The 23,059-nt window shown below is 73.0% G+C and carries 21 protein-coding genes; 10 read left to right on the top strand and 11 right to left on the bottom strand.

Annotation, left to right across the window (positions count from 1 at the left end):
• Positions 1–31 precede the first annotated feature (31 nt).
• Both C1I92_RS07490 and C1I92_RS07485 read left to right on the top strand, forming a co-directional pair.
• Entirely contained in the window at positions 32–850 is an 819-nt protein-coding gene (locus C1I92_RS07490) for a GntR family transcriptional regulator (RefSeq protein ID WP_158564038.1), read from the top strand.
• Positions 851–882: 32 nt separating this feature from the next.
• Positions 883–2,226 carry a C69 family dipeptidase gene (locus tag C1I92_RS07485; protein ID WP_111254040.1) on the top strand — a complete coding sequence of 448 codons (1,344 nt, stop codon included), beginning with the start codon at positions 883–885 and terminating at the stop codon, positions 2,224–2,226.
• Between the two features lie 11 nt (positions 2,227–2,237).
• Here the strand turns inward: C1I92_RS07485 and C1I92_RS07480 are convergent, their stop codons facing one another.
• The 3 genes from C1I92_RS07480 to C1I92_RS07465 all read right to left on the bottom strand — a co-directional run bounded on the left by C1I92_RS07480 (position 2,238) and on the right by C1I92_RS07465 (position 5,092).
• On the bottom strand, positions 2,238–3,080 hold the full coding sequence (locus C1I92_RS07480; RefSeq protein WP_111254039.1) for an amidohydrolase family protein: 843 nt from the start codon (positions 3,078–3,080) through the stop codon (positions 2,238–2,240).
• 63 nt (positions 3,081–3,143) lie between these two features.
• On the bottom strand, positions 3,144–3,485 hold the full coding sequence (locus C1I92_RS07475) for an amidohydrolase family protein (protein WP_146605054.1): 342 nt from the start codon (positions 3,483–3,485) through the stop codon (positions 3,144–3,146).
• 479 nt (positions 3,486–3,964) lie between these two features.
• Entirely contained in the window at positions 3,965–5,092 is a 1,128-nt protein-coding gene (locus tag C1I92_RS07465) for a nucleoside hydrolase (protein WP_111254036.1), read from the bottom strand.
• A gap of 68 nt (positions 5,093–5,160) precedes the next feature.
• Between C1I92_RS07465 and C1I92_RS07460 the strand changes: the two genes are divergently transcribed.
• A complete protein-coding gene (locus C1I92_RS07460) occupies positions 5,161–6,168 on the top strand; it encodes a LacI family DNA-binding transcriptional regulator (protein ID WP_158564037.1) in 1,008 nt (335 codons plus the stop codon).
• On the opposite strand, the gene C1I92_RS07455 is transcribed toward C1I92_RS07460, so the two are convergent.
• Genes C1I92_RS07455 through C1I92_RS07435 form a run of 5 tightly spaced genes read right to left on the bottom strand, consistent with a single transcriptional unit; the run spans position 6,162 to position 10,973 of the window.
• Entirely contained in the window at positions 6,162–7,028 is an 867-nt protein-coding gene (locus tag C1I92_RS07455) for a ribokinase (RefSeq protein ID WP_111254034.1), read from the bottom strand. The genes C1I92_RS07460 and C1I92_RS07455 overlap by 7 nt on opposite strands.
• Entirely contained in the window at positions 7,025–7,861 is an 837-nt protein-coding gene (locus tag C1I92_RS07450) for a carbohydrate ABC transporter permease (RefSeq protein ID WP_111254033.1), read from the bottom strand. The genes C1I92_RS07455 and C1I92_RS07450 overlap by 4 nt, the downstream gene beginning before the upstream one ends.
• Positions 7,858–8,745, bottom strand: coding sequence for a carbohydrate ABC transporter permease (locus C1I92_RS07445; protein WP_111254032.1), 888 nt, complete (start codon positions 8,743–8,745; stop codon positions 7,858–7,860). Before C1I92_RS07445 ends, C1I92_RS07450 begins: the two co-directional genes overlap by 4 nt.
• The gene (locus C1I92_RS07440) at positions 8,745–10,046 is read right to left on the bottom strand and encodes an ABC transporter substrate-binding protein (RefSeq protein WP_111254031.1); all 1,302 of its coding nucleotides are present in this window, start codon (positions 10,044–10,046) and stop codon (positions 8,745–8,747) included. Before C1I92_RS07440 ends, C1I92_RS07445 begins: the two co-directional genes overlap by 1 nt.
• Before the next feature lie 36 nt (positions 10,047–10,082).
• On the bottom strand, positions 10,083–10,973 hold the full coding sequence (locus tag C1I92_RS07435) for a nucleoside hydrolase (protein WP_111254030.1): 891 nt from the start codon (positions 10,971–10,973) through the stop codon (positions 10,083–10,085).
• 162 nt (positions 10,974–11,135) lie between these two features.
• On the opposite strand from C1I92_RS07435, the gene C1I92_RS07430 reads away from it, so the two are divergent.
• Positions 11,136–12,275: a glycoside hydrolase family protein gene (locus C1I92_RS07430; protein ID WP_111254029.1), complete on the top strand. Its 1,140-nt coding sequence runs from the start codon at positions 11,136–11,138 to the stop codon at positions 12,273–12,275.
• Between the two features lie 4 nt (positions 12,276–12,279).
• Here C1I92_RS07430 and C1I92_RS07425 read toward each other — a convergent pair whose 3' ends face one another.
• Positions 12,280–13,122: an alpha/beta fold hydrolase gene (locus C1I92_RS07425; RefSeq protein ID WP_111254028.1), complete on the bottom strand. Its 843-nt coding sequence runs from the start codon at positions 13,120–13,122 to the stop codon at positions 12,280–12,282.
• Positions 13,123–13,439: 317 nt separating this feature from the next.
• On the opposite strand from C1I92_RS07425, the gene C1I92_RS07420 reads away from it, so the two are divergent.
• The gene (locus C1I92_RS07420; RefSeq protein WP_111254027.1) at positions 13,440–14,198 is read left to right on the top strand and encodes an SDR family oxidoreductase; all 759 of its coding nucleotides are present in this window, start codon (positions 13,440–13,442) and stop codon (positions 14,196–14,198) included.
• 108 nt (positions 14,199–14,306) lie between these two features.
• Positions 14,307–17,102, top strand: coding sequence for an ATP-binding protein (locus C1I92_RS07415; RefSeq protein WP_111254026.1), 2,796 nt, complete (start codon positions 14,307–14,309; stop codon positions 17,100–17,102).
• Here C1I92_RS07415 and C1I92_RS07410 read toward each other — a convergent pair.
• Positions 17,053–18,045 carry an alpha/beta hydrolase gene (locus C1I92_RS07410; RefSeq protein ID WP_111254025.1) on the bottom strand — a complete coding sequence of 331 codons (993 nt, stop codon included), beginning with the start codon at positions 18,043–18,045 and terminating at the stop codon, positions 17,053–17,055. The genes C1I92_RS07415 and C1I92_RS07410 overlap by 50 nt on opposite strands.
• A 190-nt stretch (positions 18,046–18,235) precedes the next feature.
• On the opposite strand from C1I92_RS07410, the gene C1I92_RS07405 reads away from it, so the two are divergent.
• From C1I92_RS07405 to C1I92_RS07390, 4 genes are read left to right on the top strand one after another with little or no spacing between them, the layout of a single operon-like run.
• Entirely contained in the window at positions 18,236–18,868 is a 633-nt protein-coding gene (locus tag C1I92_RS07405) for a sigma-70 family RNA polymerase sigma factor (RefSeq protein WP_158564036.1), read from the top strand.
• Positions 18,859–19,581: a hypothetical protein gene (locus C1I92_RS07400; protein WP_111254023.1), complete on the top strand. Its 723-nt coding sequence runs from the start codon at positions 18,859–18,861 to the stop codon at positions 19,579–19,581. The genes C1I92_RS07405 and C1I92_RS07400 overlap by 10 nt, the downstream gene beginning before the upstream one ends.
• Positions 19,582–19,613: 32 nt before the next feature.
• Positions 19,614–20,339: an alpha/beta fold hydrolase gene (locus C1I92_RS07395; RefSeq protein WP_111254022.1), complete on the top strand. Its 726-nt coding sequence runs from the start codon at positions 19,614–19,616 to the stop codon at positions 20,337–20,339.
• A complete protein-coding gene (locus C1I92_RS07390) occupies positions 20,336–21,316 on the top strand; it encodes an SDR family oxidoreductase (RefSeq protein ID WP_199521035.1) in 981 nt (326 codons plus the stop codon). The genes C1I92_RS07395 and C1I92_RS07390 overlap by 4 nt, the downstream gene beginning before the upstream one ends.
• Here the strand turns inward: C1I92_RS07390 and cydC are convergent.
• Positions 21,313–23,059 (bottom strand): thiol reductant ABC exporter subunit CydC (gene cydC, locus C1I92_RS07385; protein WP_111254021.1); only part of this gene is annotated, 1,747 nt, incomplete at its 5' end. The genes C1I92_RS07390 and cydC overlap by 4 nt on opposite strands.

Raw genomic sequence — 23,059 nt, 5'->3', positions numbered from 1 at the left:
CACCCCAGATTCTGGCCTACACTGGCGACGCATGGAGCCCGACCGGATCGCCCGTTCCAACGCCGACGACGCCTACCAGGCGATCCGCCGGTCGATCGTGACCGTCGAGATGCCGCCGGGCACCGCGTTCACCGAGAACGAGTTGGTCAAGCGCGTCGGGCTGGGCAAGACACCGATCCGCGAGGCACTCCTGCGGCTCAAGCTCGAGAACCTCGTGGCCGTCCAGGCGCGGTCGGGCTACCGGGTCGCGCCGGTGACGCTCAAGGACGTCCGCGACACCTGCCGGCTGCTCGGCTACCTCGAGGCACAGGTCGCCGAGCAGGCCGCCGCCGACCCGATGGCGCAAGCGCGGCTGGAACCATTACAGGGCCAGGTGGCTTACGGCGCGAAGACCGACCGTTCCGCCGAGACCACCGACGGCTGGGTCCGCGGCGACTGGCAGTTCCACGTCGGGCTGGCCCGCGGCCAGGACAACCAGCTGCAGGCCGACGTCATGACCCGGCTCAACCAGCTGGTCCTGCGCTTCCGGTACCTCGCCCTGAAGCTCGGCGTGCCCGGGCACCTGCTCGCCCACCAGCACGACGACCTGCTCACCGCCGTCACCGCCGGCGACGCGGCCGCGGCCCGGAAGGCGACGGAGAGCAGCTGGCGCGAGACGGAGGCCGGGCTGCTGGGGCTGCTGTCGGCCACCGAGTCGGTGCAGAGCACGAACGTCTGGGGCGCGGCGGACAAGAACGCGTTCTACCTCGACGCCGCGCCGGCCGGCCCGGCCCTCACCGATGTCTTCGAGCCCGGACTCACCCGGCAGGCCCGGCAGCATCCGCCGGTCGAGCCGAGCACGACCCCTTGACCCCCGACCCCCGCATCCGAGGAGGACGCGCCGTGACCCTCGCCGAGCCAGACCGCTATCCCCCGTCGTGCGACACCATGGTGGCCTTCACCGGGCCGCCCGGCGAACGCCGCGCGATCTTCGCCAAGAACAGCGACCGGCCGGGCCTGGAGTGCCAGCCGCTCACGCACGTGCCGGCCGCCGCGCACGACCCCGGGTCCACGGTGCGCTGCCAGTACCTCACCATCCCGCAGGCGCCGCGAACGCTCGCGGTCCTCGGCAGCAGGCCCTGGTGGCTGTGGGGCTTCGAGCACGGCGTCAACGAGGCCGGCGTGGCGATCGGCAACGAGGCCATCTACACCCACGACCCCGTGCCCGAGACCGGGCTGCTCGGCATGGACCTCGTCCGCCTCGGCCTGGAGCGCGGCGCCACCGCGGCCGAGGCCAAGCGCGTCATCACCGACCTGCTCGAACGGCACGGACAGGGCGGCTCCGGCGCGTACGGCGCCAACCGCGGCTACCACAACAGCTTCATCGTCGCCGACGCCACCGAGGCCTGGGTCATCGAGACCTCGCGGCGGCACTGGGTCGCCCGCCGGACCACCCGCGGCGCCGTCATCGCGAACCTGCTGACCATCGAGGACGACTGGGACGAGTGCTCCGACGGCCTCGAGGAGCACGCCCGCGAGATGGGCTACTGGACCGCGCCCGCCGCGACGAAGCTGGACTTCCGCGCCGCCTACGAGGACCGCGAGTCGCGCCCCTGGACCGAGCCCCGCTACGGCGTCGGCTGCCGGCTGCTGGCGGACAACGACGAGTTCAGCGTGCCCGGACTGATGCGCTACCTGCGCGACCACTTCGCGTCGGGCACCGTCAACGCCCCGCCGCCCGACGGGGCGCCCCTGCAGCGCACCGTCTGCCTGCACCCCGGCATCGCGCAGGGGTCGACGGCCGCGAGCATGGTCGTCGAGCTGACCGGCGACGGGCTGCCGCCGGTCGCCTGGGCGAGCATGGCCACGCCGTGCACCGGCATCTTCCTGCCGATCACGGTCGGGCATCCGCTCCCGCCGGCCCTCGAGACCGGCGGCGAGCATCCCGCGCACGACTCCGCCTGGTGGGCGATGCGTGAGCTCCAGTACGTCACCGACCGCGGGCCCGTGCTGCTGACCCCGATGGCCCAGGCGGCCTGGGCGCCGATCCAGCAGCGGCTGCTGGCCGGCCCACGGCTCACCGCCGGCGAGCTGGCCCTGCTGACGGCGGAGGTCATGGAGCGCCGCGACCGGCTCATCCTCGAGCTGACGGTGGCGCAACTGCAGCACGAGCACACCCTCGCCGCCAACGGCGACGGCGCGTCGGCGCCGGCCGTCGGCATCGCCGGCCTGCTCGAATCGTCCTGAGACAGCGGACGTCAGAACCGTGGTGCGGTGGGCGACGACGGCGTCAGGATCCCACCGGCCCGGGTCCGCACGGCGTGCGCCGCGGCGGCGGCGTTCCGCACGACCGAGCGGACGTCGTGACTGACGATCTCCCGGTCCTGCTTGACGATCCGCCCGTCGATCAGGACCGTGTCGATGTTCGCCGGTGTCGCCGACCGGACGACGGTGGACTCCAGGTCACCGAGCGGCGCGATGTTGACGTCGTCGGCCCGGATCAGGATGATGTCCGCCCTCTTGCCCGGCGTGATGGAGCCGGTCACCGCGTCGAGCCCGAGCGCCCGCGCTCCGTTGATCGTGGCCATCTCGATCACCTGGCCGAACACGACCGCTGGGAGCTGCGCGGTGTCGGTGCCCACGTACGGGATGCCCAGGTTCCACGCCACGTTCATCGACTCGAACATGTTGATCGGGGCGAGTGACGAGGCATCGAACGACAGCGAGATCGTGATCCCGGCGGCCAGCATCCGCAGCAGCTGGCCATGAAAACCGCCGGCGGCGCCCAGACGGAGCTCGGAGTGGACGGCGAAGCTCACCGGAGCGTTCGTGCGCACCATCGCCTGCCGGTCCGCCTCGTCGAACGGCAACGCGTGGCAGAGCAGGAAGTCCGGGCCGAGGAAGCCCATCCGCTCCAGGTCCGCGGCACGTACCGCGGTGGTCGGTCCCTGCCCCGCGTGGACCGAGATCGGCAACCCGCGCTCCCGGGTCTCCGCCATCTCGGTGCGGAAGTTGTCCAGCTGGCCCGGTCCGCGCAGGTTGACACCCAGGTGCACCAGACCGCCGAAGGGCGACGTCGGGCCGAACCAGGCCGACCGCACACGGTCGATGTCGGCGAAGTCGATCGGCTGCGTCGCCGGCTGACCGTCGCGGTGCCCGTACGACTACCGCGCTCGCACCAGCCCGTCCGCGTGAGCCTGCAACTCGGCGTCCGCGTACTCCGGGCCACGCACGTTGTGCGCCCAGTTGTTGACCGTCGTCACGCCGGCGCCGGCGCACTCGACCAGACCGAGCAGCACGCTGTCATAGAAGTCATCCGGCTGGTACGCGGCGACCGTGGCCGACTTCGCGGCGAAGTACTCGAATCCGGTGGAGACGAAGTTCCGTCCCAACGCGCTCCACATGTGGTGGTGCGTCTCGACGAACCCGGGCATGGCGATCATGCGAGCTGCGTCGATGACCCGGGCGCCGCGGGCCGCGAGGACGACCTCTGGTCCGGAGGCCAAGAAGTCGACCAAGGCCCCTTGGGCCACCGTGCCCCGATGACCTCGGCAGCGGCCACACTCACCGGCTGAGTGGTGATCGTGGTGGCGCGCCCCCGGGTGAGGATGGGGACCGCGACCCTGATCCGCGCGCCGTCGTTCGTGATGGTGGGAACGCCGACGACGAGCCCCACCGAGACCTCGGTTCTGCTGCCACGTCCGGCCGGGTCGGTCCTCGGCTCGGTGTGGGCGCCGGCGGTCGCGCCGCCGGCGATCGTCACCGCACCGCTGCCGGCGAGTAGCGCCCCGGCTCGCAGGAGTGAGCGACGATCGATACGCGTGCCCATACTCATGCTCCTTTGTACGGAATGAGACACGATCCTGTCGCGCTTGAGCTCACTGCACCGGTGCCCTCATGAGTAGGGCGAGCGTAGGGCTGCCGGTATTCACCCGTCCAAGCCCGTCAGAGCATCGTTTGATGCCGCACACGTATCGCGGATCGGCTAACCCAAGGGGCCGGCGTACTGACGGGGTTCGGCGTCGGTCAGCGGGCCGAGGGTCGAGCCGAGCCAGCCGGCCGGTGCGAACGAGGCGTAGAGCCGCGGCAACGCCTCGCGCAGGGCGCGTTCGTACTCGCGCGGGTCGTCGCGGGCGAATACCAGCGCGTTCGGGTTCTGGTCGGTCAGCGCGAACGTGTAGAGGCCGGTCGGATGGGACGCGGCGCGGCACGGGACCAGCTCGTTGCGCACCACGACATCGGACGGGGCGACGCCGGCGGCGGCGACGATCTCGTGCGTGCCGTCCGGGTGCCGCACGAGCGCCGAGCCGGACACCTCGATCCAGGCGGCGGTCTCCCACACCGCGTGCCGCCGGCCGTAGACGCGCTCGGCGACGTCGGCCGGCGGGTCCTCGTCGAGCGCGCGCAGGAAGTCGATCCGCGTCGACACGCCGAGCCCGTAGAGCAGGTAGCGCCGCAGCGCCGGGTGCAGGCCGTCGATCCAGCGCAGGTCCTCGAACCACCAGAGCGTGTTGTGCACGCCGTAGGAGAAGCAGTCGACCTCGGTGGCGCACGGGTACAGCGCGAGCGGCAGGCCGGCGTCGACCAGCCGGATGACCGCCAGCGGGTCGAGATAGACGTTCCACTCCAGATAGTCCAGCGACGTCGAGCCGGCGCTGAGGTGGATGCGGGCGACCTTCTCGCGGAACAGCGCCGGGTCGCGGTTGAACGCGACGGCGATCGGGCGCGCCGATCCGAACGACATGACGTGCACCGGCGTGTCCGACGCCCGCAGCGTGTCCAGCAGCAGCTCCGGCCCCGTCTGCTGGAACGGCGGCACGTCGCGCAGCTGGTCCTCGACGGTGCGCATGCGGGCGAACGGCGAGATCCCGTACGGCACCTGCCGGCCGAACAGCGCGTTCAGCTGCGTGACCGGGATGACGCCCGGTTCCCGCGGCCCCGGGTAGCCGGGCACGCCCTCGCTCACCGACTCGCGCTTCTCGATCGACACGTCCAGGACGATCGCCCGCAGGTCGACGCGGTCCAGCCCGAACGGCAGCAGCAGGTCGAAGTTGTCACCGGGGTCCTCGGGCGGCTGATAGAGGTCGGTGACCACGATCACGGGCGTGGGCATGGCTCGACTCTACTCGAATAGATATGGTGCTCCTATACTCGTCGCACGACGAAAGGCGCAGGGGATCGATGAACGACACGCAGCGCCGGCGCGCACCCACGCGGACCGACGTCGCCCGGCTGGCCGGGGTGAGCACGGCCGTCGTCAGCTACGTCACCAACGACGGCCCGCGCCCGGTGGCCGCCGCCACCCGCGAGAAGGTGCTGGCGGCGATGCGCGAGCTGGACTACCGGCCCAACGCGGTCGCCCGTGCGCTGCGCCTGCAACGCGCCCAGGCCGTCGGCCTGGTCGTCCCCGACGTCAGCAACACCTACTTCGGCGCGCTGGCGCGCGAGCTGTCGAACCAGGCGTTCACGGCCGGCTACGCCCTGCTGCTCGGCGACTCCGACGACGATCCCGACCGCGAGCAGGCCCAGATCGAGTCGCTGGTGAGCCACCAGATCGACGGCCTGATCATCGTCAGCCTCGCGCCGGACTCGGTGGCCGAGGTCAACGGCACGCCGACGGTGTACCTCAACCAGCGCAGCCAGCCCGGCCAGCTGTCGCTCATCGTCGACAACGAGGGCGGCGCGCGGCTGGCCGTGGCCCACCTGGCCGGGCACGGGCTGCGCCGCATCGCGCATCTGGGCGGACGCGAGGGGGCGCCCGGCGCCGACGAGCGACGCGCCGGCTGGGCGGCCGAACTGGCGGCGACCGGCCTGGAAGCCGAGCCCGCACTGATCGTGCAGGCGGAGTACAGCCGGATCGCCGGTCACGAGGCGGCGGTCGAGCTGCTGACGCGCACGCCGCGGCCCGACGCCGTGTTCGTGGCCTCCGACGTCCAGGCGCTCGGCCTGCTGGCCGCCGCCCGCGAGCTGGGCATCTCGGTGCCGCACGACCTCGCCGTCGTGTCGTTCGACGGCACCGACGACGCCGTGTTCAGCGACCCGCCGCTCACCGCCGTCGAGCAGCCGATCCCGGCCATCGCGGAGGCGGCGCTGCAGGCGGTGCTGGGCCAGGCGACGCCCGCCGCGGCCGGCCTCGTCCCCGTCCGCCTGGTGGTGCGCGCCTCGTGCGGCTGCCCGCCGGGTCACTGACGGGCGCGACGCCACCGGTCGAGCTCCGCCGACGTCGGGTAGGAGCCCTGCGCTCCGGGCCGCGTCGCCACGAACGCGCCGGCCTCGACGGCCAGCGTCGCCGCGCCGGCCAGGTCCAGGCCCGCCGCGAGCCCGGCCACGAGGGCGCCCATGAACGCGTCGCCGCACCCGGTGGTGTCCACCGCCTCCACCCGCGGCGCGACGATCTCAGTCGTCCGCCCGCTCGCCGCCTCGTGCAGCAGCGCACCGCGCGCGCCCAGCGTCACCACGACGTCGCAGCTATCGGTGCCGCCGGCCAGCATCGCCGACTCGTGTTCGTTCACCACGACCAGCACGCCGGGACCGAGCAGGCCGTCGGGCAGCCGTCGCATCGGCGACGGGTTGAGGACGAAGCGCGCGCCCAGCTCCCGGGCCCGGGCCGCGGCGGCGAGCACGGCGTCGTCCGGGACCTCGAAGCCGGTGACGACGAACCGCGCGTCGCGCACCGCCGCGGTCACCGCCGCCGCGTCGAGGCACAGGTTCGCCCCGCCGCTGACGACGATGAGGTTCTCCGCGTCCGCGTCGACGAGGACCACCGCCTCACCTGAAGGCGCGTCGACCCGCGCGACGCCCGTCACGTCGACCCCGGCCGCGGCGACCGACGCCACCAGGTCGGCGCCGCCCTGGTCGCCGCCCACGGCGCCCACGAGCGCGACGTCCGCGCCGAGCAGCGCCGCGGCGACGGCCTGGTTGGCGCCCTTGCCACCCGCCGCGGTCGACCGGCCGTGCGCGTGGATCGTGTGCCCCGCCGCGGGCAGCCGATCCACCCGGAACGTGCGGTCCACGTTGAGCGAGCCCACGACGACGACCCGCGCGGTCATCCCTTCAGCCCCGTCGTCGACAGCGACTCGGTGTACTGCTTCTGGAAGAACAGCAGCAGGACCATCGGGATGATCGTCAGCACGAACGAGCCGGCGAGGATCTGGCCGAGGTCGACGGTGAACAGCGTGCTGAGGTTGGCCAGCGCGATCGGCGCGAGCTGGCGTTCCGGCGAGGTCCCGATGAGCAGCGGCCAGAGGTAGGCCTGCCACTGCGACAGGAACAGCATCATGCCGGCGCCGATGAGCGCGGGCTTCGACAGCGGCAGGACGATGCGCCACAGGGTCGCCAGGCGGCCGAGCCCGTCGACCTCGGCGGCCTCGAGCAGCTCCGCCGGTATGCCCAGGAAGAACTGCCGCAGCACGAAGATCGCGAAGCCGTTGGCCAGCGCGGGCAGCACCAGGCCGGCGTAGGAGTCGCTCAGGTTCCAGTCCTGGAACAGGCCCGACAGCGGGATCGCGATGGCGTCGAACGGGATCATCGCCACCAGGACGATGAAGGTGAACACGGCGCCTCGGCCGGGGAAGTCGATCGTGGCCAAGGCGTACGCCGCCGGCACCGCGATGGCCAGGCCGAGGGCGATGGTGAGGCCGGCCACCAGGAAGCTGTTGAACAGGCCGGTGAGGAACGGCCCGGACAGCAGCCCGGAGTAGTTCGTGAGGTCGCCGCCCACCGGCACGAACGCCAGCCACGACAACGGCGTCATGTGGTCGACGTAGCTGTTGCCCGGCCGGGTGGACGAGACGAACACCCACCACACCGGCAGGAAGACCGCGAGGGCGGCGAGGACCGCCGCGGTCGTGAGGACGGCGGTCCCGCCGCGCGAGCGCCTCATGACCGATCCTCCCTGAGCAGCCGGAACTGGACGGCCACGATGACGGCGAGCAGCAGCATGAGGATGACGACCTCCGCCTGGCCGACGCCCACGTCGCCGAGCAGGTAGGTCCGGTTGTAGATGTCGAACATGATCAGGTTCGTCGACCCGTTCGGGCCGCCCTTCGTCAGGATCTGCACGGGCGCGAACAGCAGGAACGACCCGACCGTGCATGCGATCAGGACGAACGCCATCGGCCGCTTGAGCAGCGGGAGCGTGATCGAGAACAGCCGGCGCCACCACCCCGCGCCGTCGATCGCCGCCGCCTCGTACAGGGCGTCGGGGATGTCCTTCAGCCCCGCGATCACGAAGATCATCCAGTAGCCGAGGGCGCCCCAGGTGACCATGATGCCGATCGAGAACGCCGCTTGGCTCGCCGAGGTCAGGAACGGCTGCGGCGGCAGGCCCACGACCGCCAGCAGCGCGTTGACCAGGCCGTCCGGCTGCAGCGCCGTGCTCCAGATGAGCGCGACCACCGCACCCGGCACGGCGGCCGGGACGAAGATCATCGAGCGCCAGAGGCCGACCAGCGGCAGCCGCTGCGCCGTGATCAGCGCCAGCGCCGTCGACAGCACCACGATCGCGGGGTTGAGGACGAGGTTGAAGACCAGCGTGACCACCAGCACGGAGTGGAACCCGGGGTCGGTGAGCAGGTACGTGTAGTTCGCCAGTCCGTCGAACTCCGACGCACCGGTCGCCAGCGAGACGTGCCGGAAGCTCTGGCTCACCGCGCTGATCATCGGCACCACCCGCATCAGCACCAGCGCGATGAGCGCGGGGCTGAGCATGGCGACGGCGACGAGGGTGGAGCGCGCCTTTCGCCGCGTCGCCGTCGCCCGGTACATCACCGCAGGCGCTCGATCTGCGCGCCGATCTCCTCGTCGGCCTGCGCGGCGCGCTCGGCCGGATCGGCGCCGTTGCGGATGTCGGAGAACAACTGCCCGGCGCCCGGCTCGAACACGCTGTAGCCGACGACGGCCGGGCGGTGCACGGCGTTGTTCTCCAGCTGGTACTGCAGGATCGCCCCGAACCCGGCCGTCGCCGCGCCCGCCGACGCCTCGACGCCCTCGACGTAGGTCGCGAAGGCCTCCGTGTTCGTGGGCGTGATGCCGGCCACCTCGGCCGACTGGGCGTTGCCGGTCGGGTCGATCGTCATGTAGCGCAGGAACTCCTTGGCGGCCTCGAGGTGCTCGGACTTCGACGAGATGCCCACCGCCCACGAATCCGTGGACGTCGCCGGCTCACCGCCCTCGAAGTAGGGCGCCGGCGCGACGCCGTAGTTGATGCCGCCGGCGTTGGCCACGCTCACGCCCCACGGGCCGGAGATGATGAAGGCGGCCTTGCCCTCCTGGAACAGCGCGCCGTTCTTGTCGTTGGTGATGCCGCGCGGCGAGAGCCCGTCCTCGAAGAGGCCGTAGTACCAGGTCAGGGCGCGCTGCCAGCCGTCGCCGGAGAAGTCCACCACGCCGTCGGCGTCGATGCCGTCGCCGCCGCCGGCGGAAACGCCCATCATCTGCAGCTGGTAGTAGGTGTCCCACTGGTCGAACAGCAGCGGGTACTCGGCCGCGCCGGCGCTCTGCACGGCCCGCGCCGCCTCGGTCAGCTGCTCGTACGTCCACGGCGCGGCGGGATCGCCGGACGGCGGCTCGACACCGGCCGCGGCGAGGACGTCGGTGTTGTAGTAGAGGAACTGCGAGGTGGTCCAGGGCGCGAGCGCGAGCAGCTTCCCGTCCACCTCGCGCGCGGTGACCATGCTCTCGCTGACGGCGGCGGCGATCGCGTCCTCGCGCAGGTCGCTGATGTCGGCGAGGAAGCCCCGGTTGTTCCAGTCCAGCGCGGCCCCGCCGGCGTCGACGACCATGAGGTCGATCCCGTCGCCGCCGGCGCCCATCCGCTGGTTGATGGTGCTCGTGTACTGCGCGTAGGGGATGTTGAGCTGCTTGACGGTGATGTCCGGGTGCAGCTCCTCGAACCCCTCGATCACCCTGGCCCAGGTCTCGGCCGGGTCGGCGTTCGCGAAGGTCAGGGTGATCTCCCCGCCGTCGCCGCCGCCCGAGTCGTCCGTCGATGACCCGCCGCAGCCGGCCAGCGCCAGCACGCCGGCGCCGATCGCCGCCGCGAACGGGAGGATCCGGATCGTTCCCATGGCGTTTCTCCTCTTCGAGCGATGCAGGGATGGAGGTCAGGCGGTCGTGGCGGCGGGCCGGGCCGCGGCGAGGATGCGGTGCACGATCTCCTCGGTGACGCGCGGCACGTCCAGGTCGACGACCACCTCGTGCGGCCCCGCCGGGTCGGAGGCGAACCGGGTCGTGCCCGCGCCGTCGCCGTCGGTCTCGACCGTGATCGTGCCGCGCTCGGTCGCGAAGAGGTCGGGCCGCGCGAGGGTGAGCACGGCGATGGGGTCGTGCGGCACGTTGTGGTCCTGGCCGGCGAAGGCCCAGAAGCGGCGCATCTCCGCGCCGATCAGCCCGCCGAACGCCCCGCGCGCGGAGATGGCGTCGAGCTCGGCCCGGCCGAGGCGGACGCGCTGGGTCTGGTCCAGGCCGACGGCGAGCAGGTCCAGGCCGGACGCGAAGACCTCGGCGGCCGCGGTGACGTCGCAGCGGACGTTGTGCTCGACGACGCCGGCCCGGAACTCCCCGCCCATCATGACGACGCGCTCGGTCTCGCGGTCCGGCCGGCGCAGCGCGACGGCGACGTTCGTGAGCGGCCCGATCGCGACGACGGTCGCACTGGCCGCGAGCTCGCCGGCGGCGTCCCGGCCGCCCGCATAGACCTGCTCGCCGAGGTCGGCGATGGTCGAGCCCTCGTGCCCCGGCCACCACACCGGCCGCCCGGACAGCGTCTCCGGCTCGCCCGGCGCGATCGGCGGCGCCGCCCGCCCCGCCGCGGCGAACACCTTCGCGACGATCCGGGCACGCAGCTCCACGTCGCCGTACACCGTCGTCACCGCGGCGACCTCCAGCTCGGGCGAGCCCAGCGCCATCGCGAGGGCGAGCAGGTCGTCGACGTCGGTGCCGATGTCGGTGTCGAGGGCGAAGGTGGAGCGAGCCGCCGAGCTGTCGTAGGTCATGGGTTCCCGTCTGTCGGTCGCGCGTCGTGTGGTCACGAGCGGTCGTCGTGGGCCTGTCGTCGACGCATGCTATTCGAGTAGACTCGCCGCCGCAAGCACGAATCTACTCGAATAGCGCAGCGCGAGTAGATGACCTGTGACGACGGACGATGGAGGTCATCCATGACACGTTTCGGCACACTCAGGCTGGCGGCCCTGCTGGGCGCCGGCGTCCTGCTCACGCCGCTGGGCACGGCGGCGGCGCAGGACGACGCGAGTCCGCGGCCGGCCCGCGACCGGCTCACCTGGGACCCGGGATCGCTGGCCTCGGTGTACCAGCCCGCGCCGGGGTTCTACTCCTACGCGCCGTCAGTCGTGCGCGACGGGGACACCGAGTGGATCTGGTCCTGCCACAACGACGAGTCCCGCGTGATCGAGGACCACATCTACCTCACCACGCGCGTCGACGGCGTCGTCACGCAGACGCGGTCGGTCCTGCACGCCTCGCCGGCGCCGGCCTGGGACAGCTTCCACACCTGCGACCCGAGCGTCGTCGCCGGGCGGTTCCACTACGGCGGGGTCCGCTACTCCTACGCGATGTTCTACCTGGGCAACGACGTCGACGCCAGCGCGCACAACCAGGTCGGCGTCGCGTTCGCGACCGATCCGGCCGGGCCCTGGGTCAAGTACCCCGAGCCGATCGTCACGTCGGACCGCGTCGACCAGTGGGGCGCCGGCCAGCCGACGGCCGTCTCGCTCGCCGGCGACTCCGGCCGGGTGCTGCTCGCCTACACCCGCGGCGACACGTCGACCCGCGCCTACGCCAGCGTCGTCGACCTCACGCAGGCGGAGCGGCTGCGGGTGAGCCCGCCCGTCCTGCTGCCCGCGGACGGACTCGTCGGCGCCGACGGAGCGCCGGACTACCTCAACGGGTTCGACCTCGCGCTCGACCGCACCGGACGCGACGTCGTGGTCGTCCGCGAGCAGCACCCCTACCCCATCGACAACCCGTGGTGGATCGGCCCGTCGGTGCAGGTCGCACGGATCAGTCTGCGGGACCTGCTCGCCGGCGCCGGCCGGTGGCAGCCCCTGGGCGAAATCGACCACGCGCTCACCGGGTTCACCCGCAACCACAACGCCGGGCTGGCGCGCACCTGGCACGGCCGGCTCGCCGACCCCAGCGGCGTCGAGGTGGTCTTCACGAGCTCCTGCTCCAGCCTGCCCACCATCGACGACCCCGACTGGAGCCAGGCCACCTGCGACTCGCTGTACTCCTACGACCTCTGGTCGATCACCGGACGGTGGACCGGGTCCGCGTCGTAGTCGGTCACGTCGTCGAGGCGGCCGCGGCGAGGATCACCCGGGTGACGTCGCCGGGATGCGTGATGGGCGTCAGGTGTCCGCCGCTGACCCTGGTCACATGAGCCCCGGCCCGGCTGGACATCTTCTCCTGCAGCGCGAGCGGGATCACCTTGTCCGACGTCCCGATGAGCGACCACGACGGGATCGTCCTCCACGCCGCTGGCCCGGAGGGCTCGGCGAACTGGGCGGCCGCCGCGGGTCGCTGGGTGGCGGCGAGGACGGCGGCCTCACTCGGCCTGACACCGTTGGCGAAGCATCGAGTGAAGCCCGGATAGGGCGGGTTCGCCTCCCAGCGCAGGTACAGCTCGACCCCGCCGTCGTAGGGCACGGGGTTGAGAGCGCTCTCGTCGATGCAGGAACCCGAGCTCGCCGCCAGCGCGCCGAGGACCTCGCCCTCGTCGGGCATGAAGCTGTCGATGTAGACGAGCGCCTTGACGTTCGTGTTGCCCACCGCGGCGTTCGTGGTGACGAAACCTCCATACGAGTGCGCGACGAGCACGATCGGGCCCGGGATCGTCTCGAGGTAACCGGCGAGATACGCCGCGTCGGCGGCCGGTCCGCGCAACAGGTTGGGTGGAGCGACGGCGGTGAAGCCCCTGTCCCGCAGCCGCTCGATCACGCCGGTCCACGACGAGCCGTCGGCCCAGTCGCCGTGCACGAGCACGATCGTCGGCCGGGGATCTCCGCCGGCCCGCACGTTGGTGCCCGCATGCCCGCCGGCGCCGAGCGAGAGCATCGCGACGAGGGCGAGAACGGGCGTGATCAGGAGCGCGCGCCGGCGGCGCGGCGCCGATTCGTGGTTGGACATCGAAGCCTCCGATCGGAGTGGTTGTCGCGTCGGCCGTGGGTACTGGCGGCGGGTGGGACCAGCCGCGGTCTGCTTGACGCAACCCCCGGAGGAGCCGTCTGAAACCCGGTCTCCCAGCTCTTACCTCGCGGCTCGGCCAGTGCCCACGCGGACGGATCGAGCGGACCGGAACGTCGTCCCGCTCACCGATGAGACCGGACAGGCGTGCCGAATGTGACAGCCGAGGCGGCCCGCGCTGTCACGCTTCGGGCGGGCCGTCCGGTCTGAGGAGTGACCGGACGGCGAGCGTCGCCCTCCGGCTGCACTGGAGGTGCGAGATGAAGATCGTCGTCATCGGTGGCAGCGGGCTGATCGGCTCGACCGTCGTCGCTCGCCTGCGTGAGCACGGCCACGAGGCCGTTCCCGCGTCGCCGAACACCGGCGTCGACACCCTCACCGGACAGGGGTTGGCCGAGGTGCTGACCGGCGCGGCGGTGGTGGTCGACGTGTCCAACTCACCGTCGTTCGAGGACGACGCGGTGCTGCGGTTCTTCCAGACGTCGACGCGGAACCTGCTGGCCGCCGAGGCCGAGGCGCGGGTGGGGCACCACGTCGCGCTGTCGATCGTCGGCGCCGGCGAGTTGCCCGACAGCGGCTATCTGCGGGCCAAGGTGGCGCAGGAGTCGCTCATCGAGGCCGGGCCGATCCCGTACTCGATCGTGCGCTCCACGCAGTTCTTCGAGTTCGTGAAGAGCATCGTCGACGGCTTCACCGTCGAGACCACGGTGCGGGTGCCGCACGTGCTGTTCCAGCCGATCGCCGCCGCCGACGCCGCCGGGGTCGTCGGCCGCACGGCCGTGGGCGAGCCGTTGAACGGGCGGATCGAGATCGGCGGGCCGGAGCGGTTCCGGTTCGACGACTTCGTCCGCGACGGCCTGGCCGCGCGGAGTGATCCCCGCACGGTGGTCACCGATCCGCACGCCCGCTACTTCGGCACCGAGCTCGATGAGCGATCGCTCGTCCCCGATGCCGGCGCAACGCTCGGCGGGACCCGGTTCGCCGACTGGGTGGGCATGACGACGGCGCCCGCGCGGTGACGCGCCCGGGGTCTTGCCCGGGGCGATCGTGAGTGCGATCCTGAGGCATCGACTCCGGCCGGGCCCGCGCGCCCTTCCGGCCGGGTTCTTCGGCCGCAGGAGGACGTCGTGGAACCAGGGTCGCTCCCGCCGCGATGGCTTCGAGGGCGCGACCAGGAGTGCCGGGAACTCATCGAGCTGGTGCGCGCGGCCCGTTCGGGTCACAGCGGCGTGCTCATGGTGCAGGGCGAGGCCGGCATCGGCAAGACCGCCCTGCTGGACTATCTCGTCGACGCCGCGTCGGAGTGCCGGGTGCTGCGAGCCGCCGGTGTCGAGTCCGAGATCGAGCTGGCCCACGCCGGTCTCCATCAGTTGTGCCGTCCACTCCTGGACGAGTTCGGCGGGCTGGACCGGCTGCCGCCGCCGCAGGCCGAGGCGCTGGGCACGGCGTTCGGGCTGCGGAGCGGCCGGCCGCCGGACCGCTTCCTCGTCGGGCTCGCCGTCCTGACGCTCCTGTCGGAGCATGCCGACGACCGGCCCCTGATCTGCCTGATCGACGACGCGCAGTGGCTGGACCGGGCGTCGGCCGAGGTGCTGGCGTTCGTCGCCCGCCGGCTGGCCGCGGACGCGATCGCCATGGTGTTCGCCGCCCGCACGACCGACGACGACCACGCCTGGGCCGGCCTGCAGCGCCTGACGGTGCGCGGACTGCGCGAGCCCGACGCCGCGGCCGTGCTGGAGTCCGTGGTCACCTCGCCGCTGGACACGCGCGTGCGCGACCGGATCCTGGCCGAGACGCGCGGCAACCCGCTGGCGTTGCTGGAGCTGCCGCGGTGGATGTCGCCGGCCGAGCTGACGTTCGGCCCGGGACCGCCGGCCGCCGGGACGGTGACCAGCCGCATCGAGGACGGTTTCCGCCGCCGGCTGGACACCCTGCCCGACGACACCCGCAGGCTGCTGCTGATCGCGGCGACCGAGCCATTGGGCGACGTCGGCCTGCTCCGGCACGCGGCCGAGCGCCTCGGCATCGGCATGGACTCCGCCGCCGCGGCCGAGGGCGCCGGACTGATCGAGGTGTGGGACACCGTGCGGTTCCGGCACCCCCTCGTACGCTCCGCCGTCTACCGGTCCGCGGCCTCGCCCGACCGCCGGGCGGCGCACCGTGTGCTCGCCGACGTCACCGACCACGACCGTGACCCGGACCGGCGGGCCTGGCACCGCGCGCACGCCGCCACCGGCCCGGACGAGGACGTGGCCGCGGAGCTGGAGGCGTCCGCCGACCGTGCCCTGGCCCACGGCGGGCTGGCCGCCGGCGCCGCGCTGCTCGAACGGGCGGCCCGGCTCACCCCCGACGAGGCCGGCCGGGTCGAGCGCGAGCTCAAGGCCGCCCAGACCATGCTCCACGCCGGGGCCGTCGAGGACACGCTGCGCCTGCTCGGGCTGCTCGATCACCGGAGCCTGACCGAGCTGCAGCGTGCACGCGCCGAGGTGCTCCGTGCCCACATCGCCTTCGCCTCCAGCCGTGGCCATGAGGCCGTACGCCTGCTGCTGGCCGCCGCCCGCCGGCTGGAGCCGCTCGACCTGGAGCTGGCGCGCGACACCTACGTCAGCGCGCTCGAGGCCACGCTGTTCGCAGGGCTGCGGCTGGGCGAGCCGGCCGCCGTCGAGGTGGCACAGGCGGCTCGGGCCGCGCCGCTGCCGCTCCGCGAGCGCCGGGGCGATCTGTTCCTCCAGGCGATCGCCGTGCTCCAGGAGGACGGCTTCGTCGCGGCGGTGCCACTGATGCAGCGCGTCGTCAACGCGTTCGACACCGACGACACCGCCGTCGACGAGGCGCTGCGGTCGCTGGCGTTCGCGAGCGAGATCGCCGTCGACCTGTGGGACCTGCGACGGTGGGCGTCGCTGTGCCAGCGCCACATCGGGCTCGCCCGCGAGTCCGGCGCCTTGAGCGCGCTGCAGCTCGCTCTGAACAGCGTCATCTACACCAAGGTCTTCGCCGGCGATCTCACCACCGCCGCGGCGCTGCTCGACGAGGCCACGGCGCTGGCCGAGGTCGCCGGCGTCACCAGCCATCCGTACGGCGCGATCGCCCTGGCGGCGTTCCGCGGCGACCAGGACCATGCGGGCCCGCTGATCGCCGTGGCGAGATCGGACGCCCTCGCCCGCGGCGAGAAGATGGTGGTGGCGCTCACCCACTGGGCCGAAGCGGTGCTGTGCAACGGCAACGGCGACTACCCGGCCGCGCTCGCCCACTGTCGCGCACTGCTCGAGCCGGCCGACCACGACGGACGGGTGTCGCTGCCGCCCACGGGGATCCAGCCGAGCACCTGGGCGCTGGCCGAGCTGGTCGAGGCGGCCATCCGCTGCGACGATCCCGCGACGGCGTCCGCCGCGGCCGAGCGGCTCGCCGAGGTGGCCGCGGCCAGCGGCACGGACTGGGCGCTCGGCGTGTCGGCACGGTGCGCAGCCCAGCTCGACGAGCGCCGCGCCGAAGGTCTCTACCGCGAGGCGATCGACCGGCTCGAGCGCGACGGCGCCCGGGTGGACCTGGCGCGGGCGCAGCTGCTGCACGGCGAGTGGCTGCGCCGGTCGGGCCGCCGCAACGACGCGCGGTCGTTCCTGCGGCCCGCGCACACCTCGCTGGCGGCCATGGGCGTCCAGGCCTTCGCCGAACGCGCCCGCCGGGAGCTGGCCGCCACCGGCGAGACGGTGCGCAGGCGCGCACCGGAGACGCGCAAGGAGCTCACCGCTCAGGAGCTGCACATCGCCCGGCTGGCGGCCGAGGGCCGCACCAATCCGGAGATCGGCGCGGAGCTCTACCTCAGCCGCCACACGGTGGAATGGCATCTGCGGAAGGTGTTCGCGAAGCTGGACATCACCAGCCGGCGTCAGCTGCGCGATGCCCTGCGGCGGCCGGCCGGCTGACCTCGAACGCCTTGCGGAGCACGTGCACGGCCTGCTCGATCGCGGCGGTCGCGGCGGCGGTCTCCCGAACGGGGTCGAGCATCATGAAGTCGTGCAGGATGCCGTTGTAGCGGACGGTGGTGGTGCGCACCCCCGCCTCGATCAGCCGGCGCGCGTACGCCTCGCCCTCGTCGCGGAGCACGTCGTTCTCGCCGACGACGACGAACGCCTCCGGCAGCCCGGCGAGCTCGTCGAGGCCGGCCCGCAGTGGCGAGACGGTGCTCTCGCCGCGCTTGGTCTCGTCGGGCAGATACGCGTCCCAGAACCAGGCCATGCCCTTCGCGGTGAGGAAGGGGCCGTCGGCGAACTCGCGGTAGGAGCCGGTGTCCTGCCCGGCGTCGGTCACCGGGTAGTACAACGACTGGTGCACGAACGTCACGTCTCCGCGCCGCTTGGCGAGGATCGTCAGCGCCGCGGCCATGTTGCCGCCGACCGAGTCCCCCGCGACCGCGAGCCGATCCACGTCCAGGCCGTGCGACCTCCCGTGCTGGACGATCCACCTGGCCGTCGCGTACGCCTGCTCGATCGCCACGGGGTAGCGGGCCTCCGGTGAGCGGTCGTACTCGACGAACGCGACGGCGGCGTTCGCGCCGACGGCCAGCTCGCGGACCAGGCGGTCGTGCGTGCCGGCGTTGCCGAGGATCCAGCCGCCGCCGTGGAGGTACAGGATCACGGGCAGCGGCGCGCCGAGCGCGCGATGTCTGACGATGCGCACGCGCACGTCGCCGACCTGTGCGGGGACAGTGATCCAGTGGTCGTCGACGTCGGGCTTTTCGATCGGCTCGGCCTGGAGGTCGTCGAGCACCTTGCGGGCGCCTGCCGGGCCGAGCTCGTACAGGAACGGCGGGCGCGCCGTCGCCTCCGCGAGGGCCTGCGCCGCCGGCTCAAGAACGTGAGTGTTCATGCTGGGCTCCTGTCTGAGGGCTACGTCACCTGGACCGGACAGGCGGCCTCCGTTGTGACAGCCCGCGTCGCCACGGACTCGACCACGGACCTGGCCACGGACTCTCATCGGCGCGATGTCGCCCTGCGAACGCGAGGGTGATGCCACCGGCGCCGCCGGCGCATGGATCCGTCGAACCGTGGAGGCGGTCATGAACACGGATCTGCTGGACCCCCCGCTGGACCAGGCCACATCGATCTTCGCAACGGCCCGGCCCCAGCTCCTGGCCATCGCCAATCGGATCCTCCACGACGAGGGAGAGGCCGAGGACGTCGTGCAGGACGCCTGGTTCCGGTGGCGGCGCACCGACCGGTCGGCGGTCAACGACCCGCGTGCCTTCCTCGCCACCACGACCGTCCGGCTCGCGCTCAACGCCGCCCAGTGTGCCCGCCGGCGGCACGAAGCCCCGGCGACGAGCCGGTTCGCCGAGCCGGTCGACGGCGGTCCCGGGCCCGAGGCCCAGACGGTGTACCGCGACGCCGTCGAGGCGGCGATCACGCTGCTCATGGAGCGGCTCACGCCGCACGAGCGCGCCACCTACCTGCTGCGCGAAGGGTTCGGCTACCCGTACCGGCGCATCGCCGAGGTTCTTCGCCTGCAGGTCGCGCACACCCGCCAGCTCGCGCGGCGAGCACAGCAACGGCTGGCGTCGGACCGCCGCGTGCCCGTGGACGCGGCCGCGCGGCGCCGCCTGCTCGAGGCGTTCCTCGCGGCCGCCCGGACCGGCGACCTCGCCGGCCTGGAGCGGCTGCTCGCACGGACGGAGCCGCACCCATGGAGCTGACCACCCGTCCTGAGAGCGGGACGCAGATGCGGCCGACGCAGCTCGATCAGCGCATCGACACCGGGGCCACGACGGTACTGGCGAGTGCGTGGCCACACCTGAGCGCCATCGCCGGCCGGCTCGCCGACGGCACCCGCGCCGACAGCGAGCGCATCATCCGCGACGCCTGGCGGCGGTGGTCGGTCGACGCGGACTCGACGCGGTCCGGCCTGCCGGGACGGTTCGCGAACGCCGGTGACCGGATCGCCGTCGAGATCATCGCGGCCGCCCACCGACGCACCGAGCACCCGGCCCGTGAACGCGCCGGCCGTACGGCCGAGCCCGGCGCCGGCTCCGCGAGCGAGACCGAACGCACGCAGGCCGCCGAGCTCGCCGTCCTCGTCCTTCGCGCACAACTGACGCCGGCCGCGCAGCTGGTCTTCGTCGCCCGCAAGGCGTTCGCCTGTCCCGCGGGCGGGCTGCGGAGGATCCTGCGCTCGGGCGCGATCGCTCTCGGTGACCCCGGCCGGCCGGCCCGCACACGTAGGGACGACTGGCCGCGCCGGCGGGCCCGGCCCATGGGGTTCCGGCCCATCGCGCGAGCGTTCCGCGCCGCCGCCCGCAGCGCCAACCTCGCCGACATCGAAGACCTCCTGGGCGCGGACCTGGTGGACCGACCGGCTCTCTGGCGCCGGTTGTCACGTCCGGCGCCGGCTACCCGGTCTATCCCGTGACCAGTGTGACCGCTACGAGAAAGGGAAGTCCGATGACCGGGAAGAGAGTGACCGTCGTCCTCGTCCACGGCGCGTTCGCCGAGTCCGCGAGCTGGGCCGGCGTCGTGGAGAGCCTGCAGGAGCGCGGGCTCGACGTCGTCGCGGCCGCGAACCCGCTGCGCAGCCTGCACGGCGACGCCACCTACGTCCGTGACGTGATCGACGGCGTCAACGGGCCGGTGGTGCTCGTCGGCCACTCCTACGGCGGCATGGTGATCACCGAGGCCGCCGCCGGGCACCGAGCGGTCAGCGCCCTCGTCTACGTCTGCGCCTTCGCGCCGGACCACGGCGAGAACGCCTTCGGACTGTCCACCAAGTTCCCCGGCAGCACGCTCGGCGAGGCGATCGCGGGTCACCCGGTCTCGACTGGCGGCAACGAGCTCACCATCCGGCCCGACGTCTTCCACCACCAGTTCGCCGCGGACGTCTCCCCCGCCCAGGCCGCGATCATGAGCGCGACCCAGCGGCCGGTCACCGAGCTCGCCCTCACCACCGGACTGCCGACGGACATGCCGGCCTGGCGCACCATCCCGTCGTGGTTCGTCTTCAGCGACCAGGACCTCAACATCCCGGTCGCTCTCCACCGCTACATGGCCGAGCGGGCCGGGGCCAAGACCATCCGCGAGATGGCGGGTGCCTCCCATGCCCTCAGCGTCTCCCAGCCCGACGCCGTCGCGGCGACGATCCTCGAGGCCGTCGACGCGGTCGCGGCGTCATGAAGATCGTGGTGGTCGGTGGCACCGGCCTGATCGGCTCGGCGGTCGTCCGCGGGCTGCGCCGGCACGGCCATGAGGTCGTCCCGGCGTCGCCGACGACCGGAGTCGACACGCTCACCCGGCGGGGCCTGTCCGAGGCGCTCACCGGCACCTCGGTCGTGGTCGACGTCTCGGACTCCCCGTCCGTCGAGGACGACATCGCCCTGCGCTTCTTCGAGACCTCCACACGGCACCTGCTCGACGCGGAGGCCGGCGCGGGCGTCAGACACCACGTCGCCCTCTCGGTGGTGGGAGCGGACCGCCTGCCCGACCTCGGCTACTTCCGCGCCAAGCTGGTGCAGGAGAACCTCGTCGCACGCTCGCCGATCCCGTTCACCCTGGTCCGGGCCACGCAGTTCTACGAGTTCCTCATGCGCATCGCCGACGCCGCCACCGACGGGGACGCCGCCCGGCTCGCTCCCGTGCTCGTCCAGCCCATCGCGGCCGACGACGTCGCCGACGTGCTCGGCCGGATCGCGGTGGACCCGGCGGCGAACGCCGTCGTCGAGATCGCCGGTCCGGAGCGGCTGCGGTTCGACTCCCTCGTCTGGGACGAACTGTCCGCTCGCGACGATCCCCGCACGGTCGTCACCGACGAGCGAGCACGCCTCTTCGGCGCCGTGCTGAGCGAGCGGTCGCTCCTGCCCGGCGACGAGGCGTGGCTGGCGCCCACGCGGTTCGCGGACTGGCTCCTGCACCGGCGGACGACGGCGGCGCCGGCTTCGGTGCCGGCGTCGGCCGACCTGGCCGGCCTCGGCCGCGAGCTCGCGGCCGAAACCGCGTTGGGCGAGGCGAGTCGCCTGGAGGACGCCATGCGCGAGCCGGTTGAGAACTGGCGGTTCGACCCGGCCGAGGCCCAGTGGTACGAGGCGGTGCTCCACGACCTCCGCGACGCCGTCGAGCGCGGGCGCGCCCGGCCGGACGCCACGGCCTGGACCTAGTCCGCAATCCGCGTCCCGTCGCCGTCGCGGGCGGCGAGGAGGTCGCGGTAGTCCGCGCTGCGGGCGAGCAGCTCCTCGTGCGTCCCGGTGTCGGTCACGCGCCCGCCGTCGAGGAGGACGACCCGGTCGGCGGCGCGGATCGTGGAGAGCCGGTGGGCGATCGCGAGCACGGTGCGGCCCGTGCTGGCGGCGGCCACGGCCTGCTGCACGATCCGCTCGTTCTCCGCGTCCAGGCTGGACACCGCCTCGTCCAGCACAACGACGGGCGCGTCCTTGACCAGCGCGCGAGCGATCGCGATCCGCTGCCGCTGCCCGCCGGACAGCTGTGCGCCGTGCTCGCCGCACGGCGTGTCGTAGCCGTCGGGCAGTTGGGCGATGAACTCGTGCGCCGCGGCCTGCCGGGCGGCACGCTCGACGTCGGCGTCGGTGGCGTCCGGGCGGGCCAGCCGGATGTTCTCCCGGACGGAGACGTTGAACAGGTATGCGTCCTGCGGCACCAGCGTGACCAGCCGGCGCAGCGTGTCCACGCCGTACGAGCGCACGTCGGTGCCGCCGACCGCGACCGTGCCGCCGGTCACGTCCCAGAATCGCAGCAGCAGGCTCGCGCACGTGCTCTTGCCCGCGCCGGACCGGCCCACCAGGGCGACGGTCTCGCCGGGCCGGATCTCGAAGCTCAGCCCGCGCAACACCTCGGGGCCGTCGTCGGCGTAGCGGAACCGCACGTCGTCGAAGCGGACGCCGGGCACGCCCCGCGGCGCCGGCGCCGAACCCGTGTCCGGGACCTGGTCGGGGTAGCCGACGATGGTCAGCACCCGGGCCGCGGCGGCCCGGACGTCGCCCAGGGTGCGGGCGGTCGCCGACACGACGGCGATCGGCGCCACCGCCGCCACCGCCAGCACGACCACCGTCGGCAGCCAGGCCGGTGCGAGGTGCCCGTCGTGGAAGCGGACGACGGCGACCAGCACGGTCGCGGCGGCGCCGAGCGCCAGCAGCAGGTCGGTGGCGACCTGTTCGGCCGCCGAGCGAACGGCGTAGCTGCGCCCCGCCGCCTGGAACGACCGCATCCGCCGCAGCAGCCGGTCGCGGTGGGTGCGCGTCGCGCCGAACACCGTCAGCTCACGCAGGCCCTGGATGCCGTCCAAGGTGTCCGCACCGAGCGTGCCCAGCTGCTCCCGCAGCCGCCGGCCCTGCGCGCCCGCCCGCTTCGCCAGCGCGAACGGGATGATCGCCACCAGCGCCATCACGACGGCGGTGACCACCGCGACCGGGACGTCGACCACGCCGATGACAACCACGGACGACACCGACACGAGCACTGCGCCGAGGTAGTCGCCGGCGGTGTGGGCGAAGAACAGCTCGGTGGCGTTGACGTCGCCGATCGCGGTGCTGGTGAGGTCGCCGGTGCGACGGCCGAGCAGCGTCCGCGGCGTCGCCCGCTCGAGGCCGTCGTAGACGCGCACCCTCAGGTCCCGCATCAGCGCGAACGCCCAGTCGTGCCCGACGTCGCTCTGCCACCAAGCCGCGAGCGCGGCGCCGGCCGAGGCGGCGACGAACCAGCCGAAGACGCCGGCCAGGCCGGACCAGGAGTCACCGGCGAGCACGGAGCCGGCCAGCCAGGCGCCGAGGCTCGCCGCGGTGATGCCGAGCCCGGCGAACAGGATGCCGGAGAGCACCACGCGCGCGAAGCGGAGCCTGTCGGCGAGCAGGTAGGGCAGCAGGCCGCGCAGCGGCGCGGGGTGGGTG

Source organism: Jiangella anatolica, from assembly GCF_003236295.1.
GTDB lineage: Bacteria > Actinomycetota > Actinomycetes > Jiangellales > Jiangellaceae > Jiangella > Jiangella anatolica.
The sequence above is the reverse complement of the archived record's forward strand: the minus strand, read 5'-3'. Positions and strand labels throughout refer to the sequence as shown.

What these genes read in the sequence shown, in the direction of transcription:
- C1I92_RS07435 (WP_111254030.1), bottom strand. Translation starts at nt 10,973, where the DNA reads ATGACCTACGACAGCTCGGCGGCTCGCTCCACCTTCGCCCTCGACACC.
- C1I92_RS07425 (WP_111254028.1), bottom strand. Translation starts at nt 13,122, where the DNA reads ATGTCCAACCACGAATCGGCGCCGCGCCGCCGGCGCGCGCTCCTGATC.
- C1I92_RS07465 (WP_111254036.1), bottom strand. Translation starts at nt 5,092, where the DNA reads ATGCCCACGCCCGTGATCGTGGTCACCGACCTCTATCAGCCGCCCGAG.
- C1I92_RS07430 (WP_111254029.1), top strand. Translation starts at nt 11,136, where the DNA reads ATGACACGTTTCGGCACACTCAGGCTGGCGGCCCTGCTGGGCGCCGGC.
- C1I92_RS07440 (WP_111254031.1), bottom strand. Translation starts at nt 10,046, where the DNA reads ATGGGAACGATCCGGATCCTCCCGTTCGCGGCGGCGATCGGCGCCGGC.
- C1I92_RS07420 (WP_111254027.1), top strand. Translation starts at nt 13,440, where the DNA reads ATGAAGATCGTCGTCATCGGTGGCAGCGGGCTGATCGGCTCGACCGTC.
- C1I92_RS07395 (WP_111254022.1), top strand. Translation starts at nt 19,614, where the DNA reads ATGACCGGGAAGAGAGTGACCGTCGTCCTCGTCCACGGCGCGTTCGCC.
- C1I92_RS07450 (WP_111254033.1), bottom strand. Translation starts at nt 7,861, where the DNA reads ATGAGGCGCTCGCGCGGCGGGACCGCCGTCCTCACGACCGCGGCGGTC.
- C1I92_RS07405 (WP_158564036.1), top strand. Translation starts at nt 18,236, where the DNA reads ATGAACACGGATCTGCTGGACCCCCCGCTGGACCAGGCCACATCGATC.
- C1I92_RS07410 (WP_111254025.1), bottom strand. Translation starts at nt 18,045, where the DNA reads ATGAACACTCACGTTCTTGAGCCGGCGGCGCAGGCCCTCGCGGAGGCG.
- C1I92_RS07490 (WP_158564038.1), top strand. Translation starts at nt 32, where the DNA reads ATGGAGCCCGACCGGATCGCCCGTTCCAACGCCGACGACGCCTACCAG.
- C1I92_RS07445 (WP_111254032.1), bottom strand. Translation starts at nt 8,745, where the DNA reads ATGTACCGGGCGACGGCGACGCGGCGAAAGGCGCGCTCCACCCTCGTC.
- C1I92_RS07460 (WP_158564037.1), top strand. Translation starts at nt 5,161, where the DNA reads ATGAACGACACGCAGCGCCGGCGCGCACCCACGCGGACCGACGTCGCC.
- C1I92_RS07390 (WP_199521035.1), top strand. Translation starts at nt 20,336, where the DNA reads ATGAAGATCGTGGTGGTCGGTGGCACCGGCCTGATCGGCTCGGCGGTC.
- C1I92_RS07455 (WP_111254034.1), bottom strand. Translation starts at nt 7,028, where the DNA reads ATGACCGCGCGGGTCGTCGTCGTGGGCTCGCTCAACGTGGACCGCACG.
- C1I92_RS07400 (WP_111254023.1), top strand. Translation starts at nt 18,859, where the DNA reads ATGGAGCTGACCACCCGTCCTGAGAGCGGGACGCAGATGCGGCCGACG.